This window comes from Miniphocaeibacter massiliensis (genome assembly GCF_900232905.1).
GTDB classification, from domain to species: Bacteria; Bacillota; Clostridia; order Tissierellales; family Peptoniphilaceae; genus Miniphocaeibacter; species Miniphocaeibacter massiliensis.
Map to the genome: position 1 here is coordinate 756,808 of NZ_OCTQ01000001.1, position 15,408 is coordinate 772,215.

General features: G+C 28.8%; 16 protein-coding genes and 1 tRNA gene. All 17 read right to left on the bottom strand.

Annotated elements, in window-relative coordinates:
- Window positions 1–76: 76 nt before the first annotated feature.
- Window positions 77–631, bottom strand: a complete 555-nt coding sequence (locus tag CS899_RS03980; RefSeq protein WP_099203652.1) for a GNAT family N-acetyltransferase — start codon at window positions 629–631, stop codon at window positions 77–79.
- A gap of 23 nt (window positions 632–654) precedes the next feature.
- Window positions 655–1,134 carry a GNAT family N-acetyltransferase gene (locus CS899_RS03985; RefSeq protein WP_207204728.1) on the bottom strand — a complete coding sequence of 160 codons (480 nt, stop codon included), beginning with the start codon at window positions 1,132–1,134 and terminating at the stop codon, window positions 655–657.
- A gap of 24 nt (window positions 1,135–1,158) precedes the next feature.
- Window positions 1,159–1,250, bottom strand: a tRNA-Ser gene (locus CS899_RS03990).
- Window positions 1,251–1,318: 68 nt separating this feature from the next.
- Window positions 1,319–2,716 (bottom strand): GntP family permease, encoded by a 1,398-nt coding sequence (locus CS899_RS03995; protein ID WP_207204729.1) that lies wholly within the window; start codon window positions 2,714–2,716, stop codon window positions 1,319–1,321.
- 19 nt (window positions 2,717–2,735) lie between these two features.
- On the bottom strand, window positions 2,736–4,457 hold the full coding sequence (gene ilvD, locus CS899_RS04000; protein WP_099203654.1) for a dihydroxy-acid dehydratase: 1,722 nt from the start codon (window positions 4,455–4,457) through the stop codon (window positions 2,736–2,738).
- Window positions 4,458–4,629: 172 nt separating this feature from the next.
- Window positions 4,630–5,328, bottom strand: coding sequence for a FadR/GntR family transcriptional regulator (locus tag CS899_RS04005; protein WP_099203655.1), 699 nt, complete (start codon window positions 5,326–5,328; stop codon window positions 4,630–4,632).
- Between the two features lie 14 nt (window positions 5,329–5,342).
- Window positions 5,343–6,002: an NAD(P)H-hydrate epimerase gene (locus CS899_RS04010; RefSeq protein WP_099203656.1), complete on the bottom strand. Its 660-nt coding sequence runs from the start codon at window positions 6,000–6,002 to the stop codon at window positions 5,343–5,345.
- Window positions 6,003–6,010: 8 nt separating this feature from the next.
- Entirely contained in the window at window positions 6,011–6,970 is a 960-nt protein-coding gene (locus CS899_RS04015; protein WP_099203657.1) for an ATP-binding protein, read from the bottom strand.
- Window positions 6,963–7,733: a DnaD domain protein gene (locus CS899_RS04020; protein WP_099203658.1), complete on the bottom strand. Its 771-nt coding sequence runs from the start codon at window positions 7,731–7,733 to the stop codon at window positions 6,963–6,965. The genes CS899_RS04015 and CS899_RS04020 overlap by 8 nt, the downstream gene beginning before the upstream one ends.
- Window positions 7,723–8,349: a GNAT family N-acetyltransferase gene (locus CS899_RS04025; protein WP_099203659.1), complete on the bottom strand. Its 627-nt coding sequence runs from the start codon at window positions 8,347–8,349 to the stop codon at window positions 7,723–7,725. The genes CS899_RS04020 and CS899_RS04025 overlap by 11 nt, the downstream gene beginning before the upstream one ends.
- Window positions 8,339–9,691, bottom strand: coding sequence for a replicative DNA helicase (gene dnaB / locus CS899_RS04030; RefSeq protein WP_099203660.1), 1,353 nt, complete (start codon window positions 9,689–9,691; stop codon window positions 8,339–8,341). Before dnaB ends, CS899_RS04025 begins: the two co-directional genes overlap by 11 nt.
- Window positions 9,692–9,693: 2 nt before the next feature.
- Entirely contained in the window at window positions 9,694–10,140 is a 447-nt protein-coding gene (gene rplI / locus CS899_RS04035; RefSeq protein ID WP_099203661.1) for a 50S ribosomal protein L9, read from the bottom strand.
- Window positions 10,118–12,121 (bottom strand): DHH family phosphoesterase, encoded by a 2,004-nt coding sequence (locus tag CS899_RS04040; RefSeq protein ID WP_129582282.1) that lies wholly within the window; start codon window positions 12,119–12,121, stop codon window positions 10,118–10,120. The genes rplI and CS899_RS04040 overlap by 23 nt, the downstream gene beginning before the upstream one ends.
- The gene (locus tag CS899_RS04045) at window positions 12,108–13,064 is read right to left on the bottom strand and encodes a DUF2232 domain-containing protein (RefSeq protein WP_099203663.1); all 957 of its coding nucleotides are present in this window, start codon (window positions 13,062–13,064) and stop codon (window positions 12,108–12,110) included. The genes CS899_RS04040 and CS899_RS04045 overlap by 14 nt, the downstream gene beginning before the upstream one ends.
- A gap of 132 nt (window positions 13,065–13,196) precedes the next feature.
- Complete coding sequence (locus CS899_RS04050) at window positions 13,197–13,928, bottom strand: aldose epimerase family protein (RefSeq protein ID WP_099203664.1); 732 nt, start codon at window positions 13,926–13,928, stop codon at window positions 13,197–13,199.
- On the bottom strand, window positions 13,921–14,313 hold the full coding sequence (locus CS899_RS04055; protein ID WP_164995839.1) for an ATP cone domain-containing protein: 393 nt from the start codon (window positions 14,311–14,313) through the stop codon (window positions 13,921–13,923). The genes CS899_RS04050 and CS899_RS04055 overlap by 8 nt, the downstream gene beginning before the upstream one ends.
- Window positions 14,314–14,398: 85 nt before the next feature.
- A partial coding sequence (tuf, locus tag CS899_RS04060; protein WP_099203666.1) for an elongation factor Tu occupies window positions 14,399–15,408 on the bottom strand: 1,010 nt, incomplete at its 5' end.

The window sequence follows — 15,408 nt, forward strand, 5'->3', positions numbered from 1 at the left end:
TCCCCCTGCAAATAGTTTTTATCTATCTTTATATTTTAGTACCTAACTCTATTTAAAACAATATGCTATAAAATTCTTAACTCCACTCATTCTTTAATATTGAATAATATAGCCTATCTATATATTTCCCATTATCGTAAAAATAATCTCTTAAAGTTCCTTCATAAACAAACCCACATTTTTCTATTACTTTTTTAGATGCTATATTATTTTCTTTATGACTTACCTGCACTCTATTTAAATTTATATTTTCAAAAGAGTACTTTAATATAGTTTTTACAACTTCAGTACAGTATCCATTTCCTTGAAATTTACTACCAATGCAATATTCAATTTCACAATAATGATTTTCACTATCTACATAATAAATTGAAATTTGTCCTATGCAAATATTTGATTGTTTTTCTATTACAGCCCATCTGTAATAGTTATTATTCTTATAAGATGTATTATATTTATCTAAAAGTTCTTTTACTTCTTCTCTTGAAGAATATACTGGTTCTGCATACATATTCTGTATTTTTTCATCACTTATCCAATAATCCAGCATATCTTGATTATCTTTATGTTCAAATTTTCTTAAAATCAATCTATCCAATTCTATCCTTTTAGTTCCACAGTGATTTAACATTATTATCCCCTTTACATTGCCTTTTAAATATTTTTATAATAATATTCTCTATTCTTATCATACTTATAACCATTTGATATTAAAGATTTTATAGATGCTATATTTTCTTCTTCTGGTTTAACTATGATTTCTTTTAAGTTTTCATGTTTTATAATTATATTTGTCAATTTTTTTACTATTAGACTTCCATATCCTTTTTTCAAATATTTCTCTTCCCCAATTAAGTAGTCAATACTGTAACTGTTGTTTGGTTTTGTTGTTTTATGCCAATCTTCAATATCCTTGCTATTGTAACAATCATAATATTGGCAAAATCCTATTGGCACATAATCTTCCTCTACAATAAAATGTTTTATCCATGAAAATTCATTATTTCTCTGTTCCAGCTCTTTAATCCAAGCATCTGAGTCATGGTACCACTTAATTATATAATCTTTCTTTAACCATTTTCCTATAATTTTAATATCATTATCTATAAATGGACGTAGTTTTATTTTTTCCAATTTCATTCCTTCATTTTATTATTTTGGCGGAGATGGAGGGATTTGAACCCCCGCATCGGTTTAGCCGACCTACCGCTTTTCGAGAGCGGACCCTTCAGCCTCTTGGGTACATCTCCATATTAATACTATTATATCTTAATCTTTTCAAATAAAAAACAACTGCATTATACAGTTGTTTTATTTTTTAAATAAATATATATATAATTGAAGCTATTACAAAACCTGTAGTTCCTACTATTGTTTCCATTACTGTCCAAGTTTTTAATGTAGTTTTTTCATCTATATTAAGTAACGATTTTACTAACCAAAATCCTGAATCGTTAAAATGTGAAAATGCTGTAGATCCTCCTGCAATTGCCATTGTAATACAAGCTAATTGTAGTGGTTCTAAATTTGCTATCATAGGCATAGGTGCTACTATTCCTGCTGCCATTGTCATAGCCACCGTTGCTGAACCTACTGAAATTCTTACTAGTGCTGCAATTATAAAAGCTATAACTATTACTGGCAAATTAGCTGCTGAAACTGCATTTCCTATTACTTCTCCTATTCCTGAGTTTTGTAGTACATATCTTAAAACTCCACCACAAGCAGTTACAAGTAATATCATCCCTGTTGGTTCCAAAGATTTAGTCATTACTTTTTCTAATTCTTCTTTTGTATATCCATGTCTTATTCCTAGTAAAATCATAGCTACTATTGTCGCTATTAGTAAAGCTACAAAAGGCTCTCCTAAAAACTTCAATGCTGGTCTTATCATATCAACTATTTCATACTTACCTGGCTTAATTACTTTTAATATAGAATTAATTATTATTAACACTAATGGAATCATTATTATTCCAACTATTGTAATAAAACTAGGTAATTTTTTCTCATCTACATTTTCATTTTCTTTTACATGCTCTGGAACTGGTACAAAATATTTCTTACCTGCATATGCTCCAAATATAGGTCCTGCTAAAATCATAGCTACTGTTCCACACAATAAACCTATCATTATAACCCAGCCTAAATCTACATTTAACATCTTTGCAACTAAAACAGGTCCTGGTGTTGGTGGTATAAATGCATGACCTACTGCAAGTCCTGCTAAAAGTGGTATAGCATAATATAAAGCTGACCTATTTGTTCTTTTTGCAAGTGAGTATGCTAAGGGAATTAATATTATCAATCCTGCATCGAAAAATACTGGAATAGATATTACTAAACCTGTAATTCCCAATGCCCACGCTGCTTTTTTATCGCCAAATTTATTGACCATAGTAACAGCTAATGTTTGTGCACCTCCTGAAACTTCAAGTATTGCTCCAAACATAGAACCTAATCCTATAAGTAAAGCTATCCCCTTTAGTGTTTCTCCTATACCTTGATTTACTGAATTTACCAATTCTTCAAGTGGCATACCCGCTATTATTCCTATAGATATAGCTCCAACTAATATCGCTATCATAGCTTGTACTTTGAACTTTATTATAAGTACAAGTAATATAAGTAATCCTATTATTGCTGCTATTACTAATCTCTTAGGATCTAATTCTAAAGAATCCCCTTGTACCGAAGCCATTAAATTCATATACATATTTTACCTCCTTCTATGGTTAAACCATATATCCACCTTTCATAGGTGATACTGCATGGTCTGCATAAATTTTTAAAACTCCCTTTTTATATTTAGGCTCTTTCGCTTTCCAAACTTTTCTTCTGTCTTCTAAGATTTTGTCCATCTCTTCTTTTGAAACTTCTTTACCCTTTACTCCCACTATTTCTAAAATTCTATTAGGAATATCTATTTTTATTAAATCATCTTCTTCAACAAGTGCTATTGGACCACCATCTGCTGCTTCTGGTGATACATGCCCTATTGCTGGTCCTTTTGAAGCTCCTGAAAATCTACCATCTGTTATTAAGGCTATAGTTTTACCTAATTCTTCATCTGATGAAATTGCTTCTGTTGTATAAAACATTTCTGGCATCCCTGAACCTTTTGGTCCTTCATATCTTATAAACACAGCATCTCCTGGTTTTATTTTTTTAGATAATACCGCTTTTAATGCTTCTTCCTCACTATCAAATGGTCTAGCCCTAAGAACTGCTTCAAACATTTCTTTTGGAACCGCTGAATGTTTTACAACTGAACCTTCTGGAGCTAAATTTCCTTTTAATATTGCAACTGTACCATCTTTTCCTATTGGATTGTCAAATGTTCTAATAACATCTGTTCTTTTTATATTCCATGGCTCTAAGTATTTTTCAGTTTTTTCATAAAATCCATTTTTCTTTAAATCTTCTAAATTTTCACCTAGTGTTTTTCCTGTAACTGTCATTACATCTAGATGTAATTTTGACTTAATTTCTTCCATTACTGCTGGAACTCCTCCTGCATAATAGAAAAATTGTGCTGGCCATTTTCCAGCTGGTCTAATATCAAGTAAGTAGTGTGCTCCTCTATGCATTTTGTCAAATGTATCTGCATCTATTTCAAACCCTAATTCATGAGCCATTGCTGGTATATGAAGCAGTGAATTTGTAGAACCCGAAATTGCTGCATGCACCATAATTGCATTTTCAAAGGATTTCATAGTAACTATATCTGAAGGTTTTAAACCCATTTCCACCAATTTAATTGCTTGTTTTCCCGCTTCATATGCTTTTATTTTCAAATCACCTGAAGTTGCTGGCATTAATGTTGAACCTGGTAATGCAAGTCCTAGTGCTTCTGCCATAATTTGCATAGTAGATGCTGTTCCCATAAATGAACAAGCTCCACAAGAAGGGCAAGCATTATGTTTATAATATGTAAGCTTTTCTTCTGTTATTTCTCCTCTTTGTTCCATAGCTGAATACATACCTATTTGTTCCAATGTCAAAAGGTCTGGTCCAGCATCCATAACTCCACCTGCTACAACTATAGACGGCATATTAAGTCTAGCTAATCCAATTAAAGCTGCTGGCATGGATTTGTCACAACTAGCTACAAAAACTCCAGCGTCAAATCCTGTTGAATTTCCGTGTATTTCAATCATATTCGCAATCATCTCACGACTTACTAGTGAATAATTTATTCCATCATGACCTTGTGCTATACCATCGCAAATATCTGTTGCAAAGTATCTCGCTGGTTTTCCACCTTCTTCTATTATTCCCTTTCTAACTTCTTCTACTAGCTTGTCTAAATGTGCGCTTCCTGGATGGCTATCTCCAAAAGAACTTTCTATCATTATTTGTGGTTTATCCAAATCTTTTACTGTCCAACCCATACCCATCTTTAAGGGATCGTTTTCCGGCGCTAACTTCCTAACTCTTTGACTATTAAGTTCCATAATTTCCTCCTATTTATATTCAAAAATACATCTGATGTTTCTTCTTTTTAATATATCATTTTCAAATTATTTTATCAAGTCATCAGATGATATTTCTCTATTTATATATAATTTATTTCTTTTTCTTAATATTTGAATTTTCCAATAAAAAATAAGATAGCTAATTTCTATCTTATTTTTCTTTTTTTATTTCCTTTATTAAATTCCTATTGTATGTCATATGCATCATCATTGCAGTTTTTGCACCTACTATATCTCTTTCTGATATAGCATTTACCACTGCCCTATGAGTCATTATCGTTTCTTTTATCAATTTTTTATGAGTTACATTTACAAATATCATTACAGCTGTATCTATTATAGGAATTAGTTGTTCCACTACCATATTTTTTGATGCTTTCGCAACATATGTATGGAATTTTATATCCTCTTCTACATAATTTTCATCTTTTGAAATTTTCTCTTCTATTATGTCACACAACTCGTAAAGTTCTTTTATGTCTTTTTCCGTTGCATTTATTGCTGCTATTTCTGCAATTCCAGGTTCTAATAGTATCCTTAAGTCTGCTAAATCCATAGCTAATGCCATTTTATCTTCTATTGCTCCAAGTCCTAAAGGATCTACTTCTATATAAGATTTACTTACAATATAAGTTCCTGAACCTCTACGTACTTCTAAAACCCCTTGTGATTCCAGTAGTTTTACAGCTTCTCTAATAGTGCTCCTACCTACTCCAAATTTTTCTGCAAGTTCAAATTCATTCGGTAGCTTATCTCCTATTGAAAGTTCAGACTTTAATATATATTTATATAAATCTTCTTCTACTTGTTCTGCTAGTAATTTTTTCTTAATTTTCGAAAATTCTTTCATATGATTTTTACTTTCTACTTTTGTTTTCCTAAAACTTTTTCTATTACTATTTTAGGAATTCCTATATCTTCTACGGTTACATGTCCCGAATAATTTTCTAGTCCTTTTTTCATAATCCCTAAAGTAACAACATAATCAGATTTTACAGCTACTCCAAGAACTTTTCCAGTATTTGCATCTAACCCACTTGGTATATCTATAGAAAATTTAAATGCTTTTGAGTTATTTAAAATTTCTATTACTTCTTTACTTATTCCTCTAATATCACTATTTAATCCTGTTCCAAAAATTCCATCTATTACTATATCATCAATTGTTAATGTATTTTCTAGAATTATTAAGTCAGATTTTTCCTTTATATTTATAATATTAGCTTCTATGTTTTTTAGTATATTATAATTTATTAAAAAATCTTTACTTCCTTTTTCAACATTTCCAACTATAAATACAATAGTTTCTTTATCCTCTAGAATTAAATCCCTTGCTATAGCAAGTCCATCTCCACCATTATTTCCAACACCTACAACTACAATATACTTTTCATAACCATCTAAAGGAATAAAGTTTATCATTGCATTTTTAGCATTTTCCATTAAAACAATTGATGGTATTCCTATTTCTTCTATTGTATATCTGTCTATTTCTCTCATTTGCTCTGCTGTTACAGAAATCATAATTCCTCCTATTTATTCCTTAAATCATCTCCTATAATGGCATGATGATTAAAAGTTTTTATTCTTGATGCTATTCTCTCATCATAAACTTTAGAGATTTCATCTATTGGAATATTAGTCGATATTATTATTGGCTTTCTTAAAATCATCCTATTATTAATTAAATTGAAAAGATTTGAAACGGAGGTATCTGTTATATTTTCAGAACCTAAATCATCTATTATCAATAGGTCTGATTCCATTAATAAATTATACTTTTCTTGATTTTCTTCTATCTTATCAAAAGGACTATATAAATTAAGTCTTAATTGTTGCATTAAATTTGAAGATGTCATATATACTACATTTTTACCATTTTTAATAATTTCACTAGATATGGAATTACAAATATAAGTTTTTCCTACTCCAACATCTCCACTTATATATAAAGATTTACTATTAACAGAAAAATTCTTAGCATATTCTTTAAACTCTTCAAAATACAGTTTCATAAGTTCTTTAGGCGATATTATCTCATCTTCTTTTTTTGTATCTCTGAATAAACTAAAATTGAAATTTTCAAATGTTTCTCTATCTATTGCTTGATACATTTTAGCTCTTTTAAGCCTTATTTTATTTATTATATCCTTTTTGCATTTGCATATTTTACCATTAACTTCACCTATGTCTTTGCAAATTTCACAATTATATTCTAAGCTCAAATAATTTTTATCATAATTATTTTTTAATAATAAATCTTCTCTTTTCTTTTTTAGTTCTTCTATTTCATTTTTTATTTTTAGTTCATTAGCTTCATTATTACTCTTTATATTCTTTATTAAATCTAAATTAAGTAGCTTTATTTTATTTGTAAATATATTATATTCAGGAATTTTTAATTCTATTTCTTTTTTTCTAGAATCTAATTTTTTTTTGTTTTCTAATCTTGTATTTTCTATTATTTTGTCAGCATATAAATAATCATTCATCTTTTTTCCTTTGAGCTATAAGTTTTCTAATAGATTCAAGTTCTGCTGAATTTTCTTTAAAATCTACATCCAACTCTTTTTTTTCCTTAGATTCTGGTTTATAATACTTTCTCTTCTTTTTTATATTAGCCTTTTTTATTTGTTCATTTTCTACCAATTTATAATAATCATCTAATGTTTTTATTCCATCTAAATACCAATTCCTAATTATTCCAAAAACATAGTTAAAGTTCATTTTACCTGTTTTCTTTTTGGAATATTCGAAAGCTTTTATAATTAAATCCGATGATACGTTTGTAGACTTTTGTAATTCCAATATTTCTATTATATTTGTACTTGATAATGGTAATTCTATAATTTCTTCTATTTTATTAAACATTTCTTGGCTATTATCTTTGTTTAAGAAATTCTCTTCATTTCTATCATATTCATAAAATGATTTTCTTCCTAACTGTAACTCTCTTATACTTAAGAACTTGTAATCATATTTCCCTGTTTTTACTACTAATTCTCTAGAAATTACTCCAGTTTCCATCCAATATTCTATAGCCTTATTAAATTCTTCAGTATCCATTCCTAAGTTTTTAGCTATCTTATCTTCATTAAAATCTAAGTAATTATTATTGCTTAAAACTTGTCTATATAAATATAAGTAAACTTTTACTGCATTTCCATCTGCCATTGGCATCAATAAATCTAAAAACAAATTTTCAATAGGAGTTTCACCCAAGTCTAATGTGAATGTGTCAATACTAAATTTCATTTTTATTTTCTCCTATCATAAATCTTTTTCTACTTAAATTCATTACATAATTTTTAGAGTATATTATCCCTCTATTTACTATAAAACAGTCTCTGTATTTTTCAATATTTGGTAATGAAAAATCTAATTTTTGATTTTCAAACATACCATAGTATTCTGCTGTATATTTAAATCCTATCTTTTTATATAACTTTAACGCTCTTTCATTAAAAGCATTTACCTCTAAATCCATTTCTTTCATGTTTAATGTATCAAAATAATAATTTAGAAATAATTTTAATGACTTATATCCATAACCTTTTGAAACATAATTTGGATCTAACACAATACCAAGAGTGGAAGTTCTTTTGAATAGTGCTATATTTTTCATTCCTAAATAGCCTATCATTTTATCTTCTTCATTATATATAGCAAAATATTTGTTTTTTATTCCACTTTTTTTGCTAATATACCAAATTCTTAATTGATTTTTTGTAAAGTTTCCTAATTCATAATCTATAAGGAGTTCATTATTATGTCTTCCCCAATTTTTAATATTAATAGCATCTTCAAATTCTAGTTTTTTTAACTTTAAACCATCTTTCTCTATTATAAGTTTATCTCTACTATTCTCCATAAGCAGCGCTATCAAAGTCTGATACTAAATCAGTAAATTTAGAATATTGTTTATTGAAGTACAATTCCACAGTTCCCGTTGGACCATTTCTATGTTTAGCTATTATTAAATCTGCTATATTAGGCTTTTCACTTTCAGGATTATAATAATCATCTCTATATATCATCATTACAATATCAGCATCTTGCTCTATTGCCCCTGATTCTCTTAGGTCTGAAAGCATTGGTCTTTTATCCGTTCTCGATTCTACTGCTCTAGAAAGCTGGGATAAAGCTACTACTGGACAGTTCAGTTCTTTTGCAAGTCCTTTTAAACCTCTAGAAATTGTTGAAATTTCTTGCTGCCTATTTTCATTTCTTCCTGTACCCGCTGTCATTAACTGAATATAATCTATTAATACTAAATCTAGACCTTCTTTTGAAGATAGCCTTCTACATTTAGACCTTAATTCAGTTAACGAAATACTAGATGTGTCGTCTACATATATAGGTGTTTCTTCTAGTATTCGTATAGCATTTCCTAGCATTTCAAAATCTCCCTCTGCTATATTACCAGATATTATATCTTGTAAATTAATTAATGATAGAGAGCTTAAAAATCTTTGTGATAATTGTAATTTACTCATTTCTAGAGAAAATACTGCTATATTTTTATGGTCTAAAGCTGCACTTAATGCCATATTTAATGCTAATGTTGTTTTACCCATTGATGGTCTAGCTGCAAGTAATACCAAATCAGATTTTTGAAAACCTGAAATTTGTTTGTTTAAATCTACAAGTCCAGTTGTTATACCAGTTAAACCACCTTCATTTAAACTCATCTGGTTTATTTGATCTAATGTTTCTTCTAATATACTACTAATTTTTTCTAAATCACCTTTGTTTTTACTTTGACTTATACTGTAAATCGATGATTCTGCAAATTCTAAAACTTCTTCTGCTGGACTATTAGCGTAAGATCTAGACATTATTTCGTCACTTATTCTAATTAAATTTCTCAAAGTGGCTTTTTCTTTTACTATTTTACTATAAGACTCTATGTTTGTAGGTCCTGGAACGAATTCTGTCAATTCCATCAAGTACTGCATACCACCTACAAAATCTAGTTTGCCTTCTTTTTTTAACTCTTCACTTATAGTAACAAAATCTATAGCCTCACCTTTGTCTGTTAGATTGACTATACTTTTATATACTTCAGCGTTTTTATTTGTATAAAAATCCTCATACTTTAAAATGCCTGTTGCAACATCTATGGCATTTTTATCCAATATCATAGATCCCAAAACAGACATCTCTGCACTTATATCATTTGGAAATACTCTTCCAGTAGATAATTCTTCCATTGTTACTCCTTAGTTATTTCTACCTTGATATTTGCAATAACTTCTGGATATATTCTCACAGGTACCTCTGTTGTTTTTAAAGTTTTAATATTTTCTTTTAATTCTATTTTCTTTTTATCAACTTTAAGTCCTGACTGTTTTTCCAACGCTTCTGCTATATCCTTATTTGTAATTGCTCCAAACAACTTGTCGCCTTCACCTGCTTTAACTTTTATAATAACTTTTTGACCTTCAAGTTTTTCTTTTAAAGCTAAAGCCTCTTCATATTCTTCTTTTCTTTTTTTAGCAATTTCTGCTTGTTCTTTTTCCCAGTTTGCTAAGTTTTCTTTTGTAGCTTCAAGTGCTAATTTACCAGGTAATAAAAAATTTCTAGCATAACCTGTTTTAGCATTTACAAGCTCACCTTTCTTACCTAGTCCTTTTACATCATCTATTAGAATTACTTTCATTTTCGTCCTCCTCTAAATAATCTGTTATCGCGTTTTTTAATTGATTTATAGCTCCATCCATACTTTCTTCTAATTGGGTTCCTGCAGAAGTTAAATGTCCTCCTCCTCCAAGTTTTTCCAATATTAGTTGAACAGAAATTTGTCCTAAACTTCTCCCACTTATATGAATTTTATCTCCATTTAATGTTAATACAAAAGATGCTTCTATTCCATTCATATTTAACATTTCATCTGCTGCTTGAGCTGCTATTAAAATAGACTCTTCTATTTTTTCATTTAATACACCTATTGCTATTCTATTTTTATATATTTCAGAGTTTGCAACAACATCGCCTTTTAATTTTACAGTTTTTTCATCATCTCTAAATAATTGTTTTACTTCAACACTATCTGCACCTTGCCTCTTTAATATAGAAGCAGCTTCAAAGGTTCTAACACCTGTCTGTAGTATAAAATTCTTTGTATCCACTGTTATTCCTGCAAGCAATGCCTCAGCTATCACTTTTGGAATTTTAACTTTTTCTGACATATAGAAAATTACTTCTGTTACAAGTTCTGATGTTGATGAAGCATGAGGCTCTAAATAAGTTAAAATTGCATTCTCAATATATTCTGAACCTCTTCTATGATGATCTATTAATACTATATTTTTAGACAAATCTAACAACTCTTCACATTCCGAATGAGATCTCCTATGATGGTCTAAGACTACAACTACTGACTCTGCTTCACAAAGTCCTATTGCTTTGTTAGGAGATATGAATTTTTCTTCTATATTTTCGTCTGGGTAATTTTTAAGCACTGAATTATAAATATTCTCTATAGCTGGTGTTACTCTATCTAAAACAATATAACTATTTTTCCCCACTATATTGGCCGCTTCCATTATTCCCAAGCAAGAACCTATGGAATCCATATCTGGATTTTTATGACCCATAATAAAAATATTTCCACCTTGTTCTAGTATCTTAACAAGTCCATTTGCAATTACTCTAGCTTTTACAGCACTACTCTTGTAAGTAGATTGTCGTTTTCCACCATAGTATTCATAATGATCTCCAATTTTAACTACAGTTTGGTCTCCTCCTCTACCAAGTGCGATATTTGTACAAGCTTTAGCAACTTTAAAAGTTTCTAAGATATTTTCTTGATTTGTCCCTACTCCAATACTTAGAGTTATAGGAATTTTATTTCCTTCTTCTAATTCTCTAACTTGGTCTAATATATTAAATTTATTTTCCATTATCTGTTCTAAATTTTCGTGTGAAATTATAACAAAATAGTCTTCTTGTTCAAATTTTACAGAATATCCTTTGTATTGTTGTACAAAGTTATTTATTACTCTATCTACCTCGGCAAAAACCATCGGTCTAACATTATCTTCAGTATTTTCATATATTTCATCATAATTATCTATATTTATATTTACTGCTACAAGAGATGTATCTATTAATTCTTTATTCAACTTATACTCTCCTGTATAATCTACCGCATACAAAAGTATATCTGAATTATCGCTATCTTTTTCAAATATATTAATATAGAATTTATAAAATTTCTCGTTAAATTTTACTTCTATATACCTAACTCCGCTATATATAGAATCTTTCTTTATTTCACTAAATATATTTTCAATTTCAATATTTATATATGTTTCTTCAGTTCCTACGACTTCTTTAAATTTTGTATTATACCACTTTATTTTACAATCTCCATTTAAAATAACTAGTGGAAATGGCATAGAAAATATAGCCCTTCTTGTAATTTCGTCAAATTGTTTATCTATGTTTTCTATATATCTCTCAAATTCATTACTTTTGTATTGCATAAGTTTTGATTCATAAAAAACTAGATACACAGTAATTATAAATGCTATAACTCCTAAGACTGCATTATAGTAAACAATAACTATTGAAAGCAAAATCAAAGCTATGAAAAATATAATTACATCTGACCATTTAAAAAATTTACTTTTCTTCATTTTCAATCCTTTTAAATCTTTTTCTAAAATTAACGAGCATATCAACAGTAGCTACAGCTATATACAATATTTCTCCCCTAAATAAATACAATACTACTGCTGGCAATATTAATCTCAATATCTTTGGAATTTTTCCTACTAAATAATAGTCGAATAAAGATATCCCCGCTAGTATAAAAAACAAACTATAAATAAATACTAAATTGTATAACACTATTTCAAAATATGGATTTTTAAAATAATATAATAAATATGCTACCCCTACTGCAAATAATGTTGGTAACAATATCTTAAAACTTATCCTATAATCAATAAATTTGAAGTTTTGACTAATTTTAATATTTTGTTTCTTTAATAAATTTTTTGAAAATGCAAAGCTTCCATAATTTAGAGCTGTTGCTGCTAATACTACAATTCCTGGTAATAATATTTTCATAAAATTATATGCCTTTAAAATCTGTTGCATATTAGTTTCAGTAAAATTTGATTTTAATAAAATTTCTTCCATAAATTTAGACATTTCAGTAAAAAAACTATTTACTTCAAACAGTATATCCACTTTTAATATATATCGAAAAGTTAATAGTGATACAATTGTTATAAATAAAGATGCAAAAATATTTACACCCATTATCTTTCCAAAACTCTCATCTTCCTTTATCATAGAACTCATAATTATAACTATTGGAATCATATATAAAAGTAATGTTAAATTCATAGCTGTCCTATTAAATAAATATGCTACAATACAAACCAATGTCATTGATAGTAGTCCATATTTTGTACCCTTTTTTATAGATAGTACAATACTTGGAGCTGGAATTATAAATAGGAAAAACGGCATTAAAACTGCACTTACTAGATATATCCCTATTGATAACATTATTGTATTTATAATATCTAATGTATTTGTATTACTTGCTTTAGGTTCTATTCTAAACACCTCCGTAAATAATACTATTATACCACATGAAGAATAATACTATCAAAAAACAAGAGCAATGAACAAGCTCTTGTTTTTTGATAGTATTATTCTATTATTTATTAATTTATAATTTCATTTATAAATACAACCTTAGCTAATAGTATTTTTATATTCCCAGTTTAAAGCTATCTTAAATTCAATTTCTTCTTTAGATTTTAAATTATATGGTTTATTTTTATATCCAGTTTTAAAACTAGTACCATTATAAGTTGGCTCCACGCATACGTAGTCACCTAAGAAATCTGACCATATTACATAAGTAGTAAAATCTTCTGAAGTATAGGAAAATTTAAATTTTTCTGTTTCAAATTCTATATAATTTTTTTCTATAAACACAGATTTTTCTAGCTCTTCTTTAGAATATTTTCTATCTTCAACCAATAAAAAATTATCTTTACTTGAAAAATAAGGATGAAATCCTGGTGCAATAAAAATATCTTTATTTCCTTGATTAGAAAATTTCAATTTCATAATAAATTGATTATTTTCTAGTTTATACGATAGATATGTATCTAGCTTTTTATAATCTCCAATACCTCTAACATATAAGTTAATTTCTTCTTTATTTTTGAAATCAACTTTCCATTCAAGATCTCTACCATAACCATGATTGTTTAAATTTGTAATTTCATCAACTCCAAAGTTAGGAATGCACGAAAAATTACCACCCCTAATTTTTTTCATTCCCTTTTTTTCTATTAATGAAATAGGGTATAAAATATTCTCTCCATTATAATTTAAAGAGTTTATCATCCCGCCTTTGGGACTCACTTCCATAAAAGTTTCTGTTTCATCGTAATTTTTATAAATTATTTTATGCATTATATAAATTTACAACTCTAGTTCTTCCATTTTCTTCTAAATACTTTGCAATTAATTTCCTTATCTCATTAGTAGAAATTACACATCTGTTTAATTGTTTCATACTATTTTCTAAATATTTTATAGCTAAGTATATTTCTGATTCTGTCATACAATGCTGTCCTTTGTATGTTATATTTGCTAGTGAATAATAAACTTTCTCCGGATCAAATTCTTCTATTATTCCCCTATTTTTTAAAACATATATTTTGTCAGAATTTTTATACTTTTCTCCTAAAACTTCCATTGATAAACCATTTATAAATTTAACTAATTCTTCTGTTGAATAATTTTGTTCTTTTGAATACTCAATAATGTCATTTAAAATACGTTCTCTTTCCACCATAATCATCTCCTAGATATCGTTTTCATTAAATTTCATTTGAAGAGCAAGGAATTCCTTGCTCTCCAAATTTACAAGCATTTACAGATTAAGCTATAACTTTAGTTACAACTCCTGCTCCTACTGTTCTTCCACCTTCTCTTATTGAGAATTTTTGTCCTTCTTCTAAGGCAATTGGTGTAATTAATTCTATTATGAATTTTGCATTATCTCCTGGCATTACCATTTCTACGCCTTCTTCTAATGCTATGTTTCCTGTTACGTCTGTTGTTGTAAAGAAGAATTGTGGTCTGTATCCTGAGAAGAATGGTGTATGTCTTCCACCTTCGTCTTTTGTTAATACATATACTTCTGATTCGAATTTTGTATGAGGTTGTATTGTTCCAGGTGCTGCTAATACTTGTCCTCTTTGGATTTCTTCTCTTTGTACTCCTCTTAATAACGCTCCTATGTTATCTCCTGCTTGTGCTTGGTCTAACATTTTTTTGAACATTTCTACTCCTGTTACTACTACTGTTCTTTTTTCGTCTGTTAAACCTATTATTTCTACGTTATCTCCTACTTTTACTACTCCTCTTTCTACTCTACCAGTTGCTACTGTTCCTCTTCCTGTTATTGAGAAGATGTCTTCTACTGGCATTAAGAATGGATGATCTATGTCTCTTACTGGCTCTGGAATGTATGCATCTACTTCTTCCATTAATTTTACGATTTTGTCTCCCCATTCTCCGTCTGGATCTTCTAATGCTTTTAATGCTGATCCTACTACGATTGGTGCGTCGTCTCCGTCAAAATCATATTCGCTTAGTAAGTCTCTTACTTCCATTTCTACTAATTCGATTAGTTCTGGATCGTCTACTTGGTCTTCTTTGTTTAAGAATACTACTATTTTTGGTACTCCTACTTGTCTTGCTAATAGGATATGCTCTCTTGTTTGTGGCATTGGACCATCTGCTGCTGATACTACTAAGATTGCTCCGTCCATTTGTGCTGCTCCTGTGATCATGTTTTTAACATAATCGGCATGGCCTGGACAGTCTACGTGTGCGTAATGTCTATTTGGTGTTTCATATTCTACGTGAGATGTTGAGATTGTTA